This is a genomic window from Streptomyces sp. NPDC004051 (genome assembly GCF_053604275.1).
Genome location: NZ_JBSGHG010000019.1, coordinates 87,806 through 105,465 on the forward strand (window position 1 = coordinate 87,806; position 17,660 = coordinate 105,465).

The window sequence follows — 17,660 nt, forward strand, 5'->3', positions numbered from 1 at the left end:
TCTTCCGGGTGCGGGTGGACGGTGGTCATCGGCGGCGGCCCTTGCGGGTGGCGCGGGTGGTGAGTTCCTCGTAGGCGGGCGCGTCTCTGGTGCGGACGCGGTCCCACGCGCGCCGGAACAGTTCGGGTACCGGTAGCAGCGGTACCGCGGGGGCGTTGTCGCGCACCGGGTAGAGGCCCTGCTTCCAGATCTCCACCGGCAGGGCGGGGGATTTCAGGTCCAGCCAGCCGCAGGGCAGGAAGAGGGTGCGGCCGGCCCGGGACCGCTTCGCCTCGACGACCAGCCCGGTGGCGGCCGCCAGTTCGGCGCGCGCCTTCTTCATGCGGGCGGGCTTCCAGCCGGTCCGGCGGACGCAGTTGCGGTCCGTCGGGTCGGGCAGGGCCAGCAGTTGGAGGTAGAGTCCCGCCGCGTCCTCGCCCAGGCCGCTGGTCTCGGCGACCTCCGTGACCAGTTCGGGCACGCTGACGGACGGGTCATGAGCGTATCCGGTGGGGTCCGCCGGGTCCGTTCCGGCCGCGACGGCGCGGGCGAGTTCGTCGTCCAGGACCGCCCGCAGTGCCCGCATTCCGTCGCCGCGTCCGGTTCCGACGAGTCCCTCGACGAGGCCGAACACGGGGTCGTCCGCGCGGACGAGGGCGGCGGAGCGGACCAGGACGGTTTCCTGGTCGCCGTGCCAGGGACGCAGTACCAGCGCCTCGCCGACGGGTGTCAGGCCGTCTGCGCCGGCGCCGCCGGTGGCGGGCAGTCCGTACGCCTTGCGCAGTTCGACGGCGGTCGACGAGCCCTTCTCGGTCCATTCCAGGCCGAGGTCGAGCAGCAGCCCGGGGTCCGCGAGGCGGCGGCGCAGTGCGGCCAGTCCTTCCGGCAGCGCTGCGCGCAGCGGGTGCCCGTACGGCAGCGAGTAGGCGAGCCCGGCCAGGGAGGACACGGCGCGTGTCAGGTCGTACCGCCCGGGCAGCGCAGCGGGGTCCTCCGGTACGAGGTGACCCTCCTTGTCGAGCCGCTGCACCGTGGTGCGGCTGAGCCAGGGGGTGCGGCGCGGGTTGAGCATCTCCTCGACGGATCCGGTCGGCACTCCCGGCAGGGCGATGTCGCCGACGAGGTCCTCGGAGAGCCGGACGAGGCCGTCGAGGCGCTCGGCCCACACCCGGCCCGCCGCGTCCGTGTCCGGTCCGGTCGTCCACAGGTCACCGGGGTTCGCCGGCAGCAGGGCGCCGACCAGGGCCGCCCGGTCGCCGGGCTCCAGCGAGCTCAGCAGCGCGTCGCCGAGCTGCTTCTGCCGTGGCTTCAGGGCTGTCGCGGCGCTCACCTCGTCGGTGAGCTGTGTCGGCTTCCCCGCGAGCAGCAGGGCGGCCTGCACCGGCCCCAGGCCGCCCCGCGTGGCGGCGGCCAGTGCGGCGGGTGCCTCCGGCTGCCAGGGTGCGGGGCCCTTGTCCCTGATCAGCTCCGTCACCGCCGCCAGCGTGTCGGCCGGGAACACCGGCGGGTGTGCCGTCTCCTGGGTCGAGGTGAAGTGGGCCACGGCGCCGAACGTGCCCGTCGGATCGTGGTCGAGGGCCAGCCAGTTCACGCGGTCGTGGCGGTGGTCGACGCTCCGGCAGCCGAGGACGACGACGGTGCGGCCGTCGCGGCGCAGCACCTGACCGGCGCGGTCCTGCTTGCCGCGCGGCTCGCTCAGCACGACCTCGCGCAACGCGGCTCCGGGTGCGGCCAGCGGGCCCTCCGTGACCGCCTCGAAGAGCAGCAGCAGTGCTCTGCGGTGTGCCTCCGTCAGGGTGGGGGCGGCGGCGCGGTAGGCGAGCGGGCGCAGCGCGTCGAGCAGGGACGGCCAGGCGGGGCCTCCGGCGGGGACGGTGCGCTCGTCGCTGCGCCATCCGTCGTCGGGGCCGGTGAGGCGGGCGTTGCCGGGCAGGGCCTTGCCGTCGGCGGGCTTCCCGGTCAGGACGTGGTTGACGGCGCGGATCTGGTGCAGCACGCTCCACCGCTGCCCGCCGCCCCACCAGCCGTGCTGCCCGGCGAGGCCGTCGGTCGCCTCGCGCAGCGTCTGGTCGTCGCCGTCCTCGGGACGGTAGTCGGCGAACATGCCCAGGACCCACTGGGAGGGGGTCCTGGGCCGCTCCGCCGGAGGCTCGACGAACGCGGCGACGGACTCGGCGAGTCGCAGCGCCGCGTGCACGAGGGAGGTGACGCCGGTGAGCATCCGGGGCTCGGTGAGGGCGGGCAGGGCGTGGGAGACGGCCTTGCGCAGGACCTCCTGGGCGCTCGGGACGGCGGGGTTGCCGGTGGTGGCCGCCTGGCCACCACCGGCCCCGGCTCCGTCCCCGTCCTCGGAGGCCGCGTCCGCCCGTCTGGCCGCCGCCACCTCGGCCTGCCGCTCCGCCAGGGCACGGGCCCCGGCGCGCAGCAGCTCCTCCGCCTTCTCGTCGCTCAGGGCCCGCAGGATCGCCGAAGCGCTCTCGTCGCGCGGACGCAGCGCGTGCCAGAAGTCGACCGGTGGAACGAGTGGTGTACCGGCCGCGAACTCGCCGCCGCGCTGCAGCGGCGCCAGCCGGCCCAGTTCCCGCACACCGGTGGTGTCGTCCGTGGTGTACAGCGTGACCTGGCGGTGCTGGGCGACGACGAGGGGTTCGACGCCGCCGGGCAGCCGCAGCGCGCCGAGCGGTACGCCCGGTATCCGGTTGTCCGCCGGCAGGGTGGCGGTCCGGCCGTCCGGTGTGCCGACGGTGGTGCGGGCCTCGTCGCCCTCGCCCTCGGTGCGCACCCAGCGGCCGAGGACCGTGCCGTCGGTGCCGAACGGGCTGTGCTCCAGGCCGGGCTGCAGGGGCAGCACGGTGCAGTGCTGCTGGAGCAGGGTGGCGCCGTCCTGGATGCCGGAGCGCAGGAACGCGGGCAGCGAGGCACGGCCGTGGGTGCCGGTGGCCGGGTCGTACTCGAGCCACACCTGCCGCACGCCCTGCCGCCCCTGGCGCCAGTAGGAGGTGCCGTCCCCGATGACGGGGCGGCCGGGCGGCAGGACCGTGTCGCCGGCGTGCAGGGCGCGCCCGCCGGTGGCGCGGCCGCCGTCCGGGATCGGGATCGAGGTCTCGCCCGCGTCTCCGCTGCCGTACCAGGACGGGAGCTGTTCGCCGCCGAGCGGGAACACCTCGGTCGGGCGGGCCGACCAGTAGCCGTGGCTCTTGGCGCCCTGTCGCCACATCACCAGCAGTTCGCCGTCCGTGTAGCGGAACGACGGCCGCTGCCAGCGGTCCAGTTCGGCAGGCAGCCGCAGGTCGTGTTCCAGCAGGATGTCCTGGGGGCCCACCACGATCGCCTTGTGCCGGCGGGAGAGGATCAGGGCCGGCCAGCACTCTTGGACAGCGAGGGTGTCGTCATGGCCGCGTCGGGTCTCGGCCTCGAGTCGGCGCACCGCCTCCTCGAGGGCCGGCCAGCCCAGTTCGTCCGGGATGCCGGCGCGCAGGGTGGTGCCGAGCAGCGGTGCGACGTCGAACGCGGCGGCCTTGGCGACGGCCTGCCGGCTGATCCGGGCGGCGACCGTACGGAAGGGACGCAGCCGTTCGAGCGCGGCACGGGCGCCCGCCAGACCGGTGGCGCCGTCCAGTTCGTCGGCGGCGTCCTCCAGCCACTCGCGGAGCACGTCGGCGAGGACGGGATGGCCGGCGATCTGCTCCAGCAGCCCGGTGCCGGCCCGCTGACGCTGCAGGTTGCCGACGGCGTCGTACAGCATGCGCCGGCCGCGCGGGTCCGCCGCGACGGCCGTCAGGTCGCGTCGCCCGGCGGCGGTGTCCTCCATCCACCGGTCGAGAAAGAGGTGGACGTCCGTGCCGGACCCGGGCCGGGTCAGCGGCACGTCCTCGGCCACGCACAGGTCCAGCAGGTCGAGATCGGCGCCGGCGTGCCAGCGGCCCGTGAAGAGGTCCACGGCGCGGTCGTGTGCGCGCAGGGACGGGGCCATGCGCTCCACGAGCGCGAGGGTGGCCGGTGAGCGGCCGCTGGTCGTGCCGCCGTGCTTGCGGTGCAGTGCCCAGCGGCTGAGCCAGTCCGCCGCGTCGACCCGGTCCGCGCTCTCGCTCCCGCCCCTCAGCAGCCGGTCGGCGCCGGTCTCCGCGAGCAGCGCCAGCCAGGACTCGTCCTCCTTCGTGGAGCGGCCCAGTCCGGCCGGCATGATCTCCAGCAGCCGGACCCGTACATCGGGTTGCCGCTCGGCGAGGACGACGAGCGTCGGCCGGTAGGTGTTCCAGAAGGAGGCGGGCGCCCGCACGGCCGCGGGCGACGCGAGCAGGTCCGCGACCAGGGCGCATTCCTCGGTGACCCGGTCCAGCCCCGCCGCCTTGATCAGGGTGCGCGCGTCCTGGGGCAGCGACGCGTACGGCGGCATGCCGGCGGCGCAGCGCTCCACGGTCAGCTGCCGGAACTGCGCCCACGCCTCGGCCGGGGCGAGCCGGGCCGCGAGCGCCTTCACGTGTTCCTTGAGCGCCTTGACGGTCAGTGCCCCGGCGAAGGCGAACTCCAGGAAGACGGACCGCTGCCGTTCCTCGTCCACGGTCAGCGCGTGCACCCGCTCCGCCTCGCGGGCCTTGCCGAAGAAGGCCGCCGCGTAGGTGGTGTTCTCGTGCTGCAGGAAGACGCGGGCGGCCTGCTCGTAGAAGGTGGGCAGGAAGTGCGGCACGGCCCGGCCGAGTTGCTCGCCGAGCGCCTCGAAGCCGTCTTTGGCGGTGCCGGGGCGGGACCTGGCCTGCCGGGCGAGCCGCTCGACGTCCCTGACCAGCGCCAGGGCGTGGTGTCCGTTCGCCGGGTCGTTGACGAGCGCCCAGGCGGGGAAGCCGAGGGTTTCCCGGCGCACCTGGCCGACCTCGGGGGTCTCCGGTTCCCGGACGAGACCGAGGAAGTCCAGGGCGAGATCCTCGGCTTCGCCGAGCGTGCCCGGCACCAGTCGTACGATCTTGCGCCCGTCCAGCGCGGTGTGGGTGTACGTGCGGGCGGTGAGGACGTCGGCGTCCTCGCGGTCCGTGGTGCCCGAGGGCAGTACGGCGCCGGCGTCGAGCAGCGCGGCCGAGGTGGTCTCGTCGAAGGTGGATCCGTCGTGTTCGTGGGTCGTCATGCCGCACGCTCCTCGTCCTCGATGTCGCGTCCGGCGTACAGTGCGGCTGCCATGCGCATGCCCTCCGACCAGGCCACCGGGCCGACCTGACCGAGTTTCAGGGCCCGGCCGGCCGGGTCGGTGAAGACGAGCGGGCCGGTCTCCGTCTCGGAGTAGCCGTCGTAGTCGCCGACCCATACCCGGGCCTCGACACCGCGGCCGTCCTCGAGTACGGAGCACACGGCGTGGCCGCCGCGCACGCGGTATCCCAGCTGGGTCGCGCGGCCGTGCAGGAACCTCAGTTCCTTGAAGGCGCCGCCCGCGTAGTCCTCGACGGAGCCGGCTTCGGCGTCGAGGGCCGCGGGCCGGTGCCACACTTCGCGGAAGAGCTGCTGGGCGCGCTGTTCGATGCCGATCTCGACGGCGAACTCGCGCAGGTCCTCGAGTTCGTCGAGCAGCACCGGGTGCGGCAGGCGGACCAGACCGGGGGTGGCCCGGACTGTGTCGCCGTCGAGGTCGACGAGGCCGAGGCCTCGCTCGGGGTCGGCGTCCCGCAGGAACCCGGCCACCGTGCCGTCCGTGTCCGTGACCACCAGGTCGCGCAGGGCGGTCTGCCAGGCCGGGTCCGGCCAGACCCGCGCCAGGGCCGCGAGCGGCACCGGCAGGGAGCGCACCATCCACCGCTCGACGTCGACGAGGCACTGCCGTTCGTGCCGTTCCAGCCATTCGACGAGCTGGCGCAGCCCCACCACCGCCGGATCGTCTGCGATCTTGGACGGTACGGACTTCAGCCGTCGCCCCGCCGCGTTGCGGCACACCACCTTGCCGTCGTCGAGGGCGACTTCGTAGTCGCCGGCCGACACCCACCCCATGCGTGCCTCCCGCATCCGCACTGATCAAGTGACGGGAACTGTAGGACAGGCCTCTGACAACGGGGTGCGGGTGTTCTGCCGGCCGGGTGCCCGGCGTAGCCGGTGGCGTCCCCACCCTCGCCCCGTCCCTGTTTGCCGGTGACCCATCGACCTCGGACACGCGTTCGCAAGGAACAAGCCGTTCACGGCTCCGTGGTGAGCCTCCGGCGTCCTGGGGTCGGCGGGCATCCGGGACACCGCGCGGTTCGAAGAACGACGGTCCGCGTGACGGCTCCGCCGGGTCCTTCCCCCGAGGGGAGTCGGAATGGGTGAGGAACGGAGGGAGGACGGGGCCCTTGTCGCGGGTCCCGTCCTCCGGGGTGTGGTCCGGTCCGGCCGGTGCGCGGGTCAGACCGAGACGGGGGTCTCGTCGCGCGTCTCCGGGGCCGGCCGCCGGTTCAGTTTCTCGCCCTCGATGTCGAGGTCGGGCAGGGCCTTGTCGACGGCCTTGGGCAGCCACCACGCGGCACGGCCGAGCAGTGACATCACCGCGGGGACCAGCGCCATGCGGACGACGAAGGCGTCGATGATCACGCCGACGGCGAGGGCGAAGCCGATGGATTTGATGATCGGGTCGTCCATCAGGACGAAGCCTCCGAACACGGACGTCATGATGAGCGCGGCGGCCGTGACGACGCGGGCGTTGTGGCCCATGCCGCTGACCATGGCCGTCTGCGGGTCGGCGCCGTGGACGAAGTCCTCGCGCATACGGGAGACGAGGAAGACCTCGTAGTCCATGGCGAGGCCGAACAGGATGCCGATGAGCAGGATCGGCAGGAAGCTCACCAGCGGGCCGGGGGTGTCGACGCCCACCAGGCCGGCGAGGTGGCCCTCCTGGAAGATGGCGACGGTGATGCCGAAGGTCGCGCCCACGGTGAGCAGAAAGCCCAGGGCTGCCTTCAGCGGTACCAGGACCGACCGGAAGACCAGCATGAGCAGCAGGATGGACAGGCCCACCACCAGGAGGAGATACACCGGCAGGGCGTCGGCGAGCTTCTCCGAGACGTCGATGCCCAGGGCGGTCGCGCCGGTGAGGGCGATGTCGGCCCCCTCGATGTCCGCGACCCGGTCGCGGATGTCGTGGACGGCGGCCTCGGTGGCGGCGGCCGTCGGGCCGGCCTCGGGGATGATGGCCAGCAGGGCGGTGGTGCCCTGCTCGTTCAGCTGCGGCGGGGCCACGGTCAGGACGCCCTCGGTGTCCATGATCAGGGCGGTGGCCTGCTCCGCGGCCGCCGCGGTGGACTGCGCGTCCGTACCGTTGACGACGGCGATGAGACGGCCGTTGAAGCCCTCGCCGAAGCCCTCGGAGGTCAGGTCGTACGCCTCACGCGCGGGGGAGCCCTCGGCGGCGGTGCCCGCGTCCGGCAGGGCCATGCGCATGTCCTGGGCCGGAAGGGTGAGCGCGCCCAGCCCGAGGACCCCGACGACCAGGAGCGGGACGCGCAGCTTGGTGACGAGGCGGCCCCAGGTGAAGCCGAAGCCCTCGGTGACGGCGCCCTTCTCGGCGCCCTTCTCGGCGCCCTTCTCCGCGGGCTCCCCGGCGGGCTTCCCGACTGCCTGGCGCTGCTTGCGCGGCAGGATCTTCCGGCCGGCGAAGGAGAGGAAGGCCGGCAGCAGGGTGAGGGCGACCAGTACGGCGACGGCGACGGTGCCCGCCGCGGCCAGACCCATCACGCTCAGGAAGGGGATGCCGACGACGGAGAGGCCCGCCAGGGCGATGACGACGGTGGCGCCGGCGAAGACGACGGCGGAGCCGGCGGTACCGGTCGCACGGCCGGCGGCCTCCTCGGGTTCGAGGCCCTCGCCGAGGTACTGGCGGTAGCGGGAGGTGATGAAGAGCGAGTAGTCGATGCCGACGGCCAGGCCCAGCATCAGCGCCAGGATGGGGGCGGTGGAGGTCAGTTCGATGACACTGGTCAGGGAGAAGAGGCCGGCCATGCCGACCGCGACGCCGATCAGCGCGTTCAGCAGGGTCATGCCGGCGGCGACCAGCGAGCCGAAGGTGACGACCAGGACCACCGCGGCGACCAGCACTCCGAGCGCCTCGGTGGAGCCGACCTCCACCTCACCGCCCATGACCTCGCCGCCGTGCTCGACCCGCAGGTCCTCGGCTCCGGCGCCGACGGCCTCGTAGGCCGACTTCTGCTCGTCGGTGACCTCGTCGACGGCCTTGTCGAACTGCACCTGGATCAGGGCGTACCGGCCGTCCTGGGAGACGGCGCCGGTCTGGAACGGGTCCATGGCGGCGGTGACGCCGTCGATCCCGGAGGCTTCCTTCACCACGGGTGCCACCGCGGCGGGGTCCAGCTTCGCACCCTCGGGTGCGGCGAGGACGATGGTGCCGGTGGCTCCGCCGGCCTGGGGGAACTGCCGGTCGAGATCGTCCAGCGCCCGCTGGGACTCGGTGCCCGGCATGGAGAACTTGTCGCTGGTCGGGCCCATCAGGGTGGCGGCTCCGACACCCAGCAGAGTCAGCAGGAGCAGCCAGACCGCGGCTATTCGGCCTCTTCTGCGGAAGGAGAACCGCCCGAGCCGGTACAGCAAGGTCGCCATGGAGGAGGGATCTTTCCGTGAGGGGTCAACTGGGGGTGTGGTCAAGCGTCCGCAGCGCGCTGCGGATCATCTCGGCGCGCAGCACCTCGTCCGGCGCCACCTCGTCGTCGGCGGCGCCGGTGACGAAGACGGCGCCCAGCACCATCCACGCCGCCACCCGGTCCGGCGCCCGCTGCGAGCGGCCGGCCAGCGCGTCCAGCAGGCCGTCCGCCAACTCCATGACGTTGAGGTCCTGGTGGCAGGACATCTCGGTGATGTCCTCGAAGAGAAGCCGGATTTCACGGCGGAACCGCAGCGTCAGGTCGACGTATCCGACGACGGTCTCCTCCACCAGCCGACCGCCCTGCAGTCCGGCCACGCGGTCGAGCAGCGCGGCGAGGGCTTCCTGGGTCGGGGTCAGCAGTTCGGTGAGGATCTTCTCCTTGCCGGCGAAGTGGTAGAGCAGTGATGCCTTCGAGCAGCCCACGTCCGAGGCGATGTCCTGCAATGAGGTGCCCCGGAAGCCGTGCACGGCGAACAGTCGCAGTGCCGACTTCAGGATCTGCCCGCGCATGGCGGAGGCGGAGCGAGCCATTCCCCCAGCATAACTGTCCGATCGGTCAGGACTGACCGATCGGACAGCACGCCGCTGTGGCCTGCGCCACCCTTCTCGCTCGGGGGCCGGAGAGGGTACGCGCGGATTTCGCCGACTCGCGCGGGGAAGCGCCGCCCCTCGTGACGGACGGCGCCGCGGGACCTCTCGCCGCGTCCGGCAACCAGGTCCGCGCACCCCTCGCCGGGTCACTCACGCACGGCCGACGAGCGTGAACCCGAAGCGCTTCGGATCAACAGCACGCACCGGCTCCGCACCACCGGGCGCCAGACCGTGGCGGCCGGACCCCCGGCATCGGCGACTCCTCGTGTCACGCTGCGTAGTCGATTCGGGTGGCACCCCGTCGGTGGACGACAGAGACTGGAGCGTGACGGTTCCGTGAACGCTCAAGGAGCTTGCATGCTGGAGAAGTCTGCCGAATCCCTGACGGGCGTGCCGGATGGATCTGGATGCGCCAAGCACAAGACGCACGAGCCGTCGAAAGGAAACAGTCCGTCGACGGAGACGGAAAGAGATCTCGCCGAGGTGCTCGCCGGCGTGGTGGGCGTCGAGCAGGTTTCGGTCGAAGCCAATTTCTTCGACGACCTCGGCGCCAACTCGCTGGTGATGACACAATTCTGTGCACGCGTCAGAAAACGGGCCGACCTGCCGTCAGTTTCGATAAAGGACGTCTATCTTCACCGGACGATCCGCGGCCTGGCGGCGGCACTCGTCGACACCGGCACCGGCACCATTGCCACACCCGCTCCCGTCGACTCGCCGGACCCGGCGACCCCGGAGTCCGTGAATCCGTTCGGCACACTGCGGTACGTCCTGTGCGGTGTGCTGCAGTTCCTCCTTTTCCTGGGATATTCTTTCCTCGCCGCGATCCTCGCCGCACGTGGTTATGCATGGATATCCACCGGCTCGAGCGTGACGGACATTTACCTACGGTCGGTCGTCTTCGGCGGTGCCGGCTTCGTCAGTATGTGCGCTTTCCCGATCATGGCCAAATGGATCCTCATCGGCCGGTGGAAAGAACGCGAGTTCCCGGTCTGGGGTCTGACCTATCTGCGTTTCTGGACCGTCAAGGTACTGCTCCACGCCAACCCGATGGTCCTCTTCGTCGGCAATCCCCTGTACGTGCTCTATCTCCGGGCGCTCGGCGCACGCATCGGCGCGGGTGTCACGATCCTCTCCCGCACCGCTCCGGTCTGCACCGACCTGCTCACGATCGGCGCCGGAACGGTGATCCGCAAGGAATCGTACTTCCTCTGCTACCGGGCGCACGCCGGCCGCATCCAGACGGGTCCGGTCACTCTCGGCCGGAATGTGTTCATCGGCGAGAAGACCGTGCTCGACATCGCCACGTCGATGGGCGACGGGGCGCAGCTCGGTCATGCGTCATCACTGCACAACGGCCAGGCGGTCCCAGGCGACCAGCGGTGGCACGGCTCTCCGGCGCAGCGCACAGAGCTCGACTACGTGCGGGTCCCGCCCGCCAGGTGCGGCACTCTGCGCCGGGTCGGCTTCGGCCTCGCCACAGTGGGACAGCTGTTCTTCCTCTACGTTCCGTTGACCGTCGGGGGCCTTTACATGCTGCTGACGGAAGTCCCGGCGCTGAACGACCGGCTGGCCCCGGGCACAACGGGGCTCGTGTCGGCGGAGCTCTATGTCGACGCGCTGATCATGTCCTGCGTTCTGTTCTCCGGCTTCCTCGTCGTGGGCATCGTCGCTCTGTTCACCGTGCCGCGCCTGCTGAACCTGCTGGTCGAGCCGGACAAGGTATATCCGCTGTACGGGTTTCACTACTCGATACACCGGGCGATCACACGCATCACCAACGTGAAGTTCTTCACCTGGCTCTTCGGTGACAGTTCCTACATCGTCCACTATCTGCGCGGCCTTGGATACGACCTGTCGAAGGTGGAGCAGACCGGGTCCAACTTCGGCACGGAAGTACAGCACGAGACCCCGTATCTGTGTTCCGTCGGCAGCGGCACGATGATCGCTGACGGTCTGTCGATCGTCAATGCCGACTTCTCGAGTACGTCTTTCCGGGTGTCCCGTGCGTCGATCGGACGGCACAACTTCCTCGGGAACAACATCGCGTATCCGTCCGGGGCGAAGACGGGCGACAACTGCCTCCTCGCGACGAAGGTGATGGTTCCACTCGACGGTGAGGTACGCGAGGGGGTGGGTCTGCTCGGCTCGCCGTGCTTCGAGATTCCCCGTTCGGTTGAGCGCGACCTGCGGTTCGACCACATGCGGACCGGGGCGGAGTTGCACCGCAACCTCGCTGCCAAGAACCGCTGCAACATGCGGTCGATGGTCCTGTTTCTGCTCGTACGGTGGTTTTTCCTCTTCGTCATCGTGGTACTCGCCCTTGCGAACGTCGAACTGTACGGCTCCTTCGGGTACGTGGCGATCGCGGCATTCCTGGTGGCCAGCCTGGCGTTCACCCCTCTCTATTTCGTACTGGTGGAGCGTGCCATCGTGGCTTTCCGCGGGCTGCGGCCGCAGTTGTGCTCCATCTACGACCCGTATTTCTGGTGGCACGAGCGTCTGTGGAAGGTTCCTGACGAGTACCTCGACATCTTCAACGGCACCCCCTTCAAGAACGTGATCTGGCGGCTTCTGGGTGTCCGGGTCGGCAGCAGGATCTTCGACGACGGCTGCTATCTGACGGAGCGGATGCTCACCACCATCGGGAACGACTGCACCCTCAACGCGGGGAGCAAGATCCAATGTCACTCGCAGGAGGACGGCACCTTCAAGTCCGACCGCAGTGCGCTGGGGGACGGATGCACCCTCGGTGTCGGCTCCCACGTCCACTACGGAGTGACGATGGGTGACGGCTCGGTACTCGCACCCGACTCCTTCCTCATGAAGGGCGAGGAAGTCCCGCAGCACGCGCGGTGGGGTGGAAACCCGGCCACGGAGATGCGCGACGCCCCCGGTCAGCCGCCGCCGGCACTGACGCGGCAGGGGTAGCACAGGAACGTCTCGGTCACGTCGGCCCGACCGGGCCGGACAGTGCTGCCTGGCGGTCTGCCGGCAGCGATGAAGGCAGCGGAGCCGGCCTGGTCGGCGGGGACAGGGTGGCCACGGCGAGTGGAGAGGGACTGATCGATGGCAACGCGAGCGGTGGACCGGGAATTCTGGCGCGGTGTGCCCGTCACCGGCGGATCCACCACGATCCCTCGGTGGACGCTCCGCCCTGTGGCGGGTGTCGCCGAGCACGAGACCACGATTTCGGACGACCTCGTGAACGCCTTGCGCCGGTTGGCGGAGGACCTCGCGATGCCTCTCGGCTCCGTGCTGCTGGCCGCGCACGCCAAGGTGCTCGCCGCGCTGTCGGGCGAGCCCGAGGTCATGACCGGTTATGTCGTGGAGAAGGGCGGCCGGCCGTTGCCCTGCCGGCTGACGACCGCACCGGCGTCATGGCGGGCGCTCCTGGCCGACACCCATCGTGTCGCGTCGGAACTGCTGTCGCACAAGGACTTCCCGGTCGGCGAACTCAGGCGTGAGCCGGGTCCGGCCGAAGCGTCGGTCGAGACCGTCCTCGATCCGGATCCGGCTCTCGGTCCCCGTCCGGCGGACGGCGTCGGCGATCTCGCCGAGGGCACCGTGCTGTGGACGGCGTTCTCGGTGCGCGGGGGCCGGCCCACGTTGCGGCTGCGGTACCGCACCGACGTACTCGACGCGGACCACGCCGCCAGGATCGCCGGTTACCACCTCACCGCGCTCGCGCTCATCGCCGCTGATCCGGATGCCGAGCACGCGCGGCAGAGCCTGCTCTCCGACGAGGAGTTCCGGTTCCAGCTCGAAGGGCTGTCCGGACCGCGCCGTCCCCTGCCGGACGCCCGGATGCACGAGCTGTTCGAACAGCGGGTGAGGCTGCACCCGGAGGCCGTCGCCGCCGTGCACGGCGACCGGGAGTGGACCTACCAGGAACTCAACGCTCGTGCCAACCGGCTGGCACGAGCCCTGCTGGCGCGAGGGCTGGAACGAGAAGGCGTCGTCGCGGTGGTGACCGAGAGGAACCTGGACTGGATGGCCTCCGTCCTCGCGGTCTTCAAGGCCGGGGGCGCGTATCTGCCCGTCGATCCTCGCTTCCCGGCCGATCGCATCGCGGCCGTGCTCTCCCGCGCCGAGTGCGGGCTCGTGCTCACCGAACCCACCGGCACCGACTCGCTCGACCAGGCCCTGGACTCGCTGCCGGGAGTCCAGAAACTCCTCATCGGTACCGCGTACGACGAGGGTGGCCGCGACGACGACCCGGGCATCGCCGTCGCACCGGACCAGCTCGCCTACATCTACTTCACCTCCGGCTCCACCGGAGAGCCCAAGGGCGCGATGTGCGAGCACGCGGGCATGCTCAACCACCTCTACGCCAAGATCGAGGACCTGGAGCTCGACGTCCACGAGGGGCAGGTGGTCGCCCAGACCGCCCCGCAGTGCTTCGACATCTCGTTGTGGCAGCTGTTGTCCGCCCTCCTGGTGGGTGGACGGACCCTCCTGGTCGAGCAGGAGGTGATCCTGGACGTCCAGCGGTTCGTCGACAGGATCGTCCGCGGTGGGGTCACCGTGCTCCAGGTCGTGCCGTCGTACCTCGAAGTCGTCCTGACGTATCTGGAGCAGCACCCGCGCGAGCTGCCCGGTCTGCGGTACGTGTCCGTCACCGGTGAGGCGTTGAAGAAGGAGCTCACACAGCGCTGGTTCGCGGCCGAGCCCGGCATCAAGCTGGTCAACGCCTACGGCCTGACCGAGACCTGCGACGACACCAACCACGAGGTCCTGGACCGGGTGCCGGACCGCGAACGGGTCCCGCTCGGTCCCCCCGTCGGCAATGTGCACGTCTACGTCGTCGACGAACATCTGTCGCCGGTACCGCTCGGCGCCCCCGGCGAGATCGTCTTCTCCGGCGTCTGCGTCGGCCGTGGGTACATCAACGATCCCGACCGCACCAAGCAGGCTTTCATGCCCGATCCGCACCGCGAAGGGGCCCGGCTCTACCGCAGTGGCGACCACGGCCGCTGGCTGCCCGAGGGCAAGCTGGAGTTCCTCGGACGTCGCGACACCCAGGTCAAGATCCGTGGCTTCAGGATCGAGATCGGTGAGATCGAGAACACCCTGCTGCAGGTTCCCGGCGTCCGCTCCGGTGCGGTGGTGGTCGCCGAGCCGTCCGGCCGGGGCAAGCACCTTGTGGCCTTTTACTCCGGCCCGGCTCCGCTCCCCGTCGAGGACCTGCGGGACCGGCTGGGTGAGTCGTTGCCGGAGTACATGGTGCCGTCGGCCTTCCACTGGCTGGAAAGACTGCCGCTGACCGCCAACGGCAAGACCGACAAGAGGGCGCTGGCAGCACTCGTGGCAGAACCGGGCGTCGCCGAGGACGACGGAGAAGACTCCCGCATGCCGGGTACGCCGACCGAGCAGCGGCTGGCGGCTGCTTGGGCGGAGGTGCTCGGCATCCCGCAGGCTCAGATCGATCGACGGGCCCACTTCTTCGACCTGGGCGGCACCTCTCTGTCCGCTGTGAAGCTGGCGATCGGCCTGGACCGCGCGGTGTCGCTCAAGGACGTGACCCGTCATCCGGTCCTCGCCGATCTGGCCGCGCTGGTCGACGGCAGGTCAGACCGGCGTTCCGGGCTGCTTCAGTCGTTGTACGAACCGGACGGCGCGCCGACTGGTGCTCTGGTGTGCTTCCCCTACGCCGGCGGCAACGCGGTGAACTTCCAGCCGATGGCCAAGGCCCTGCAGGGCAGCGGGCTCGCGGTCTACGCAGTCGAGCTGCCCGGTCACGACGTGGCCGCCCGGAGCGAGCCTTTCGCGCCGATGGCGGATGTGGTGGCCCAGGTCGTCGCCGAGATCACTGAACGTGGCCTGCGCAAAGTCCTGTTGTGGGGGCACTCGGCGGGCGCGGCTTTCGCCGTGCAGACGGCCCGGCGGCTGGACGAGCACGGGGTGGAAGTCCAGCGGGTCTTCATCGGCGCGCAGTTGCTCGGCAATGCCGCTGACCGGCGCGCCGCGGTCACCGAGCTGACCGGGCTGAGCGACGCCGAGATCGTCGCGAGGCTGAGTGCGGACAGCGGCTACGCCGAACTCCATGAGCTGGACGCGCGGCGCGCCGAACACATCGGTGCGGCCTACCGGCACGACTGCGTGTCCGCTCACCGCTGTTTCGCAGAACTCCTCGACACTCCCCCGGCGGTGAAGTTGTCCGCGCCGGTCACCGTGGTCGTCGCCACCGACGACCCGATCACGGCCGGCCATCCGCGGCCCCACCGCGACTGGGAGCTCCTCGCGGTCCGCGTCGAGCTGCAGGAACTCGCCGAGGGCGGCCACTACTTCCTGCGCAGCCGTCCGTCCGAGGCCGCGCAGGCCGTGCTGCGCACCGTCGAACCACTGCCTGCTTCCTGAGCGGCACACACAGCTGCACACTGAAAGGAAAACAGGATGTCCTTCATATCCCCGGCGTCACTGCTCGACGAGGTCGAACTCCGGCCCGGTCGGCCGCCGGTACTGCGGGCCGGGAGCACCGGCGACGCGCCGCGCTGGGCAGCCGAGCACCGAGAGGCGCTGCGCGCCGTCGTCGCCGAACACGGCTGCCTCCTGATCCGCGGCCTCGGGCTGTGCGATGTGGCCGGGGCCAGTGCCGTCTTCGAGCGGCTGAGCACCCGTCTGATGGCCGAGCGGGAGGCTTTCGCACCCCGGCGGACCTATGCCGACGGCGTGTACTCCTCGGCGCAGTGGCCGCCGAACCAGCCGATGTGCATGCACCATGAGCAGAGCTACACCCTCGAGTTCCCCGGTCTGATGCTGTTCGCCTGCCTCACCGCGCCCGACCGGGGCGGGGCCACCGGAGTGGCCGACGCGGCGAGTGTGCTCGAGGAACTGCCCGCCGCGCTGACCGAACGGTTCGAGCGGGAGGGCTGGCTGCTCACCCGCAGTTACAACGACGAGATCGGGTCCTCCCTCGTCGAGGCGTTCGGCAGCGACGAGCGGGAGGCGGTCGAGAGTTACTGCCGCGCCAACGCGATCGAGTTCGCATGGCAGCCCGACGGGACCCTGCGCACCAGGCAGCGCCGCAGCGCCGTGCTGCGCCATCCGGTCACCGGGCGGCGCTGCTGGTTCAACCAGGTCGCGTTCCTCAACGAGTGGACCTTGGCCCCCGAGGTCCGCGAGTACCTCGTCGAGGTCTACGGCGCCGACGGGCTGCCGTTCAACACCCGTTTCGGAAACGGCGACCCGATCGGCGAGGACGTGGTGCACCTGCTCAACAAGGTCTACGAGATCCACACCGCACGCGAGCCGTGGCAGGCCGGCGATCTGATGATCGTCGACAACCTGCGCACCGCGCACAGCCGGGAGCCCTTCGAGGGGCCGCGCGACGTGCTCGTCGCGATGGCCGACCCGGTGCGCATGTCCGACTGTTCGCCGACCTTCGAGGTGACCTCCCGATGACCGGCGTCCCCGCCTCCGTGACGGCGTCCGCGACAAGCGGACCGCACAGCGTGCGGCCCTTCTCGGTGATCTCCGGCGCCCAGGTCCAGCAGGTGCTGGAGGGACGCGAGAAGCAGCTCGTCGAGTTGGCCGAGGTCACCTACCGGCTGCACGGTGCCGGAGACTCGGTGAACCCGCCGTCGTACTTCCTGCGGTTCCCCGACCGTCCGGCCTCCCGGATCATCGCGCTGCCGGCCTCGATCGGCGGGCACGTACGGGTGGACGGCGTGAAGTGGATCTCCAGTTTCCCGGAGAACGTGCAGGCCGGCATCCCCCGGGCGTCCGCCGTGCTGATCCTCAACGACCAGCAGACCGGCTACCCGTTCGCGTGCCTGGAGAGCTCCATCATCAGCGCCACCAGGACGGCCGCGTCCGCGGCGTTGGCCGCGGACCGCCTCAGCCGGGACCGGTCACGGCCCACGCGCGTCGGGTTCTTCGGTACGGGGCTGATCGCCCGCTACATCCACACGTTCCTGGTCGGCAACGGCTGGTCGTTCGAGGAGACAGGCCTGCACGACCTGTCTCCCGAGAGCGCGGCAGGGTTCCGCCGCTACCTCGAACAGTCGGGCGCCCCAGGCCGGATCACGGTGCACCACAGCGCCGAGGAACTGATCCGCGGCAGCGACCTGGTGGTCTTCGCCACCGTCGCCGGTGAGCCGCACGTCAGCGATCCCACGTGGTTCTCGCACAATCCCGTGGTTCTGCACGTGTCGCTGCGCGACCTCGCGCCGGAGATCGTTCTCGCCTCGACCAATGTCGTGGATGACGTCGAGCACTGTCTGAAGGCCGGCACCTCACCGCATCTGGCCGAGCAGCTCACGGGCAACCGGGACTTCCTGCAGGGCACGCTGGACGACGTGATGGCCGGGCGGGTGACAGTGCCCACGGACCGGCCGGTGGTGTTCTCGCCCTTCGGCCTCGGGGTGCTCGACCTCGCGGTCGGCAAGTACGTCTACGACGAACTGGTCCGCTCCAAGGAGCTGCACGTCATCGATGACTTCTTCCACGAACTGCGCCGTTACGGATGACCGTCCGGGAGCAC

General features: G+C 70.8%; 8 protein-coding genes. 4 read left to right on the forward strand and 4 right to left on the reverse strand.

Annotated features, from left to right (window positions below; translation table 11 throughout):
• Positions 1-25 precede the first annotated feature (25 nt).
• From ACWEQO_RS20625 to ACWEQO_RS20640, 4 genes are all read right to left on the reverse strand, one after another.
• Positions 26-5,098 (reverse strand): hypothetical protein, encoded by a 5,073-nt coding sequence (locus ACWEQO_RS20625; RefSeq protein WP_452984744.1) that lies wholly within the window; start codon positions 5,096-5,098, stop codon positions 26-28.
• Positions 5,095-5,949, reverse strand: coding sequence for a DUF4132 domain-containing protein (locus tag ACWEQO_RS20630; RefSeq protein ID WP_452984745.1), 855 nt, complete (start codon positions 5,947-5,949; stop codon positions 5,095-5,097). The genes ACWEQO_RS20625 and ACWEQO_RS20630 overlap by 4 nt, the downstream gene beginning before the upstream one ends.
• 387 nt (positions 5,950-6,336) lie before the next feature.
• Positions 6,337-8,541, reverse strand: coding sequence for an MMPL family transporter (locus tag ACWEQO_RS20635; RefSeq protein ID WP_452984746.1), 2,205 nt, complete (start codon positions 8,539-8,541; stop codon positions 6,337-6,339).
• Positions 8,542-8,566: 25 nt separating this feature from the next.
• Positions 8,567-9,115: a TetR/AcrR family transcriptional regulator gene (locus ACWEQO_RS20640; RefSeq protein ID WP_361459787.1), complete on the reverse strand. Its 549-nt coding sequence runs from the start codon at positions 9,113-9,115 to the stop codon at positions 8,567-8,569.
• 417 nt (positions 9,116-9,532) lie between these two features.
• Between ACWEQO_RS20640 and ACWEQO_RS20645 the strand changes: the two genes are divergently transcribed.
• From ACWEQO_RS20645 to sbnB, 4 genes are all read left to right on the forward strand, one after another.
• Positions 9,533-12,106, forward strand: a complete 2,574-nt coding sequence (locus ACWEQO_RS20645) for a Pls/PosA family non-ribosomal peptide synthetase (RefSeq protein WP_452984747.1) — start codon at positions 9,533-9,535, stop codon at positions 12,104-12,106.
• A 138-nt stretch (positions 12,107-12,244) separates the two neighbouring features.
• Positions 12,245-15,535 carry a non-ribosomal peptide synthetase gene (locus ACWEQO_RS20650; RefSeq protein ID WP_452984748.1) on the forward strand — a complete coding sequence of 1,097 codons (3,291 nt, stop codon included), beginning with the start codon at positions 12,245-12,247 and terminating at the stop codon, positions 15,533-15,535.
• A 36-nt stretch (positions 15,536-15,571) separates the two neighbouring features.
• Entirely contained in the window at positions 15,572-16,579 is a 1,008-nt protein-coding gene (locus ACWEQO_RS20655) for a TauD/TfdA family dioxygenase (RefSeq protein ID WP_361459790.1), read from the forward strand.
• On the forward strand, positions 16,576-17,646 hold the full coding sequence (gene sbnB / locus ACWEQO_RS20660; protein ID WP_452984749.1) for a 2,3-diaminopropionate biosynthesis protein SbnB: 1,071 nt from the start codon (positions 16,576-16,578) through the stop codon (positions 17,644-17,646). The genes ACWEQO_RS20655 and sbnB overlap by 4 nt, the downstream gene beginning before the upstream one ends.
• Positions 17,647-17,660 lie beyond the last annotated feature (14 nt).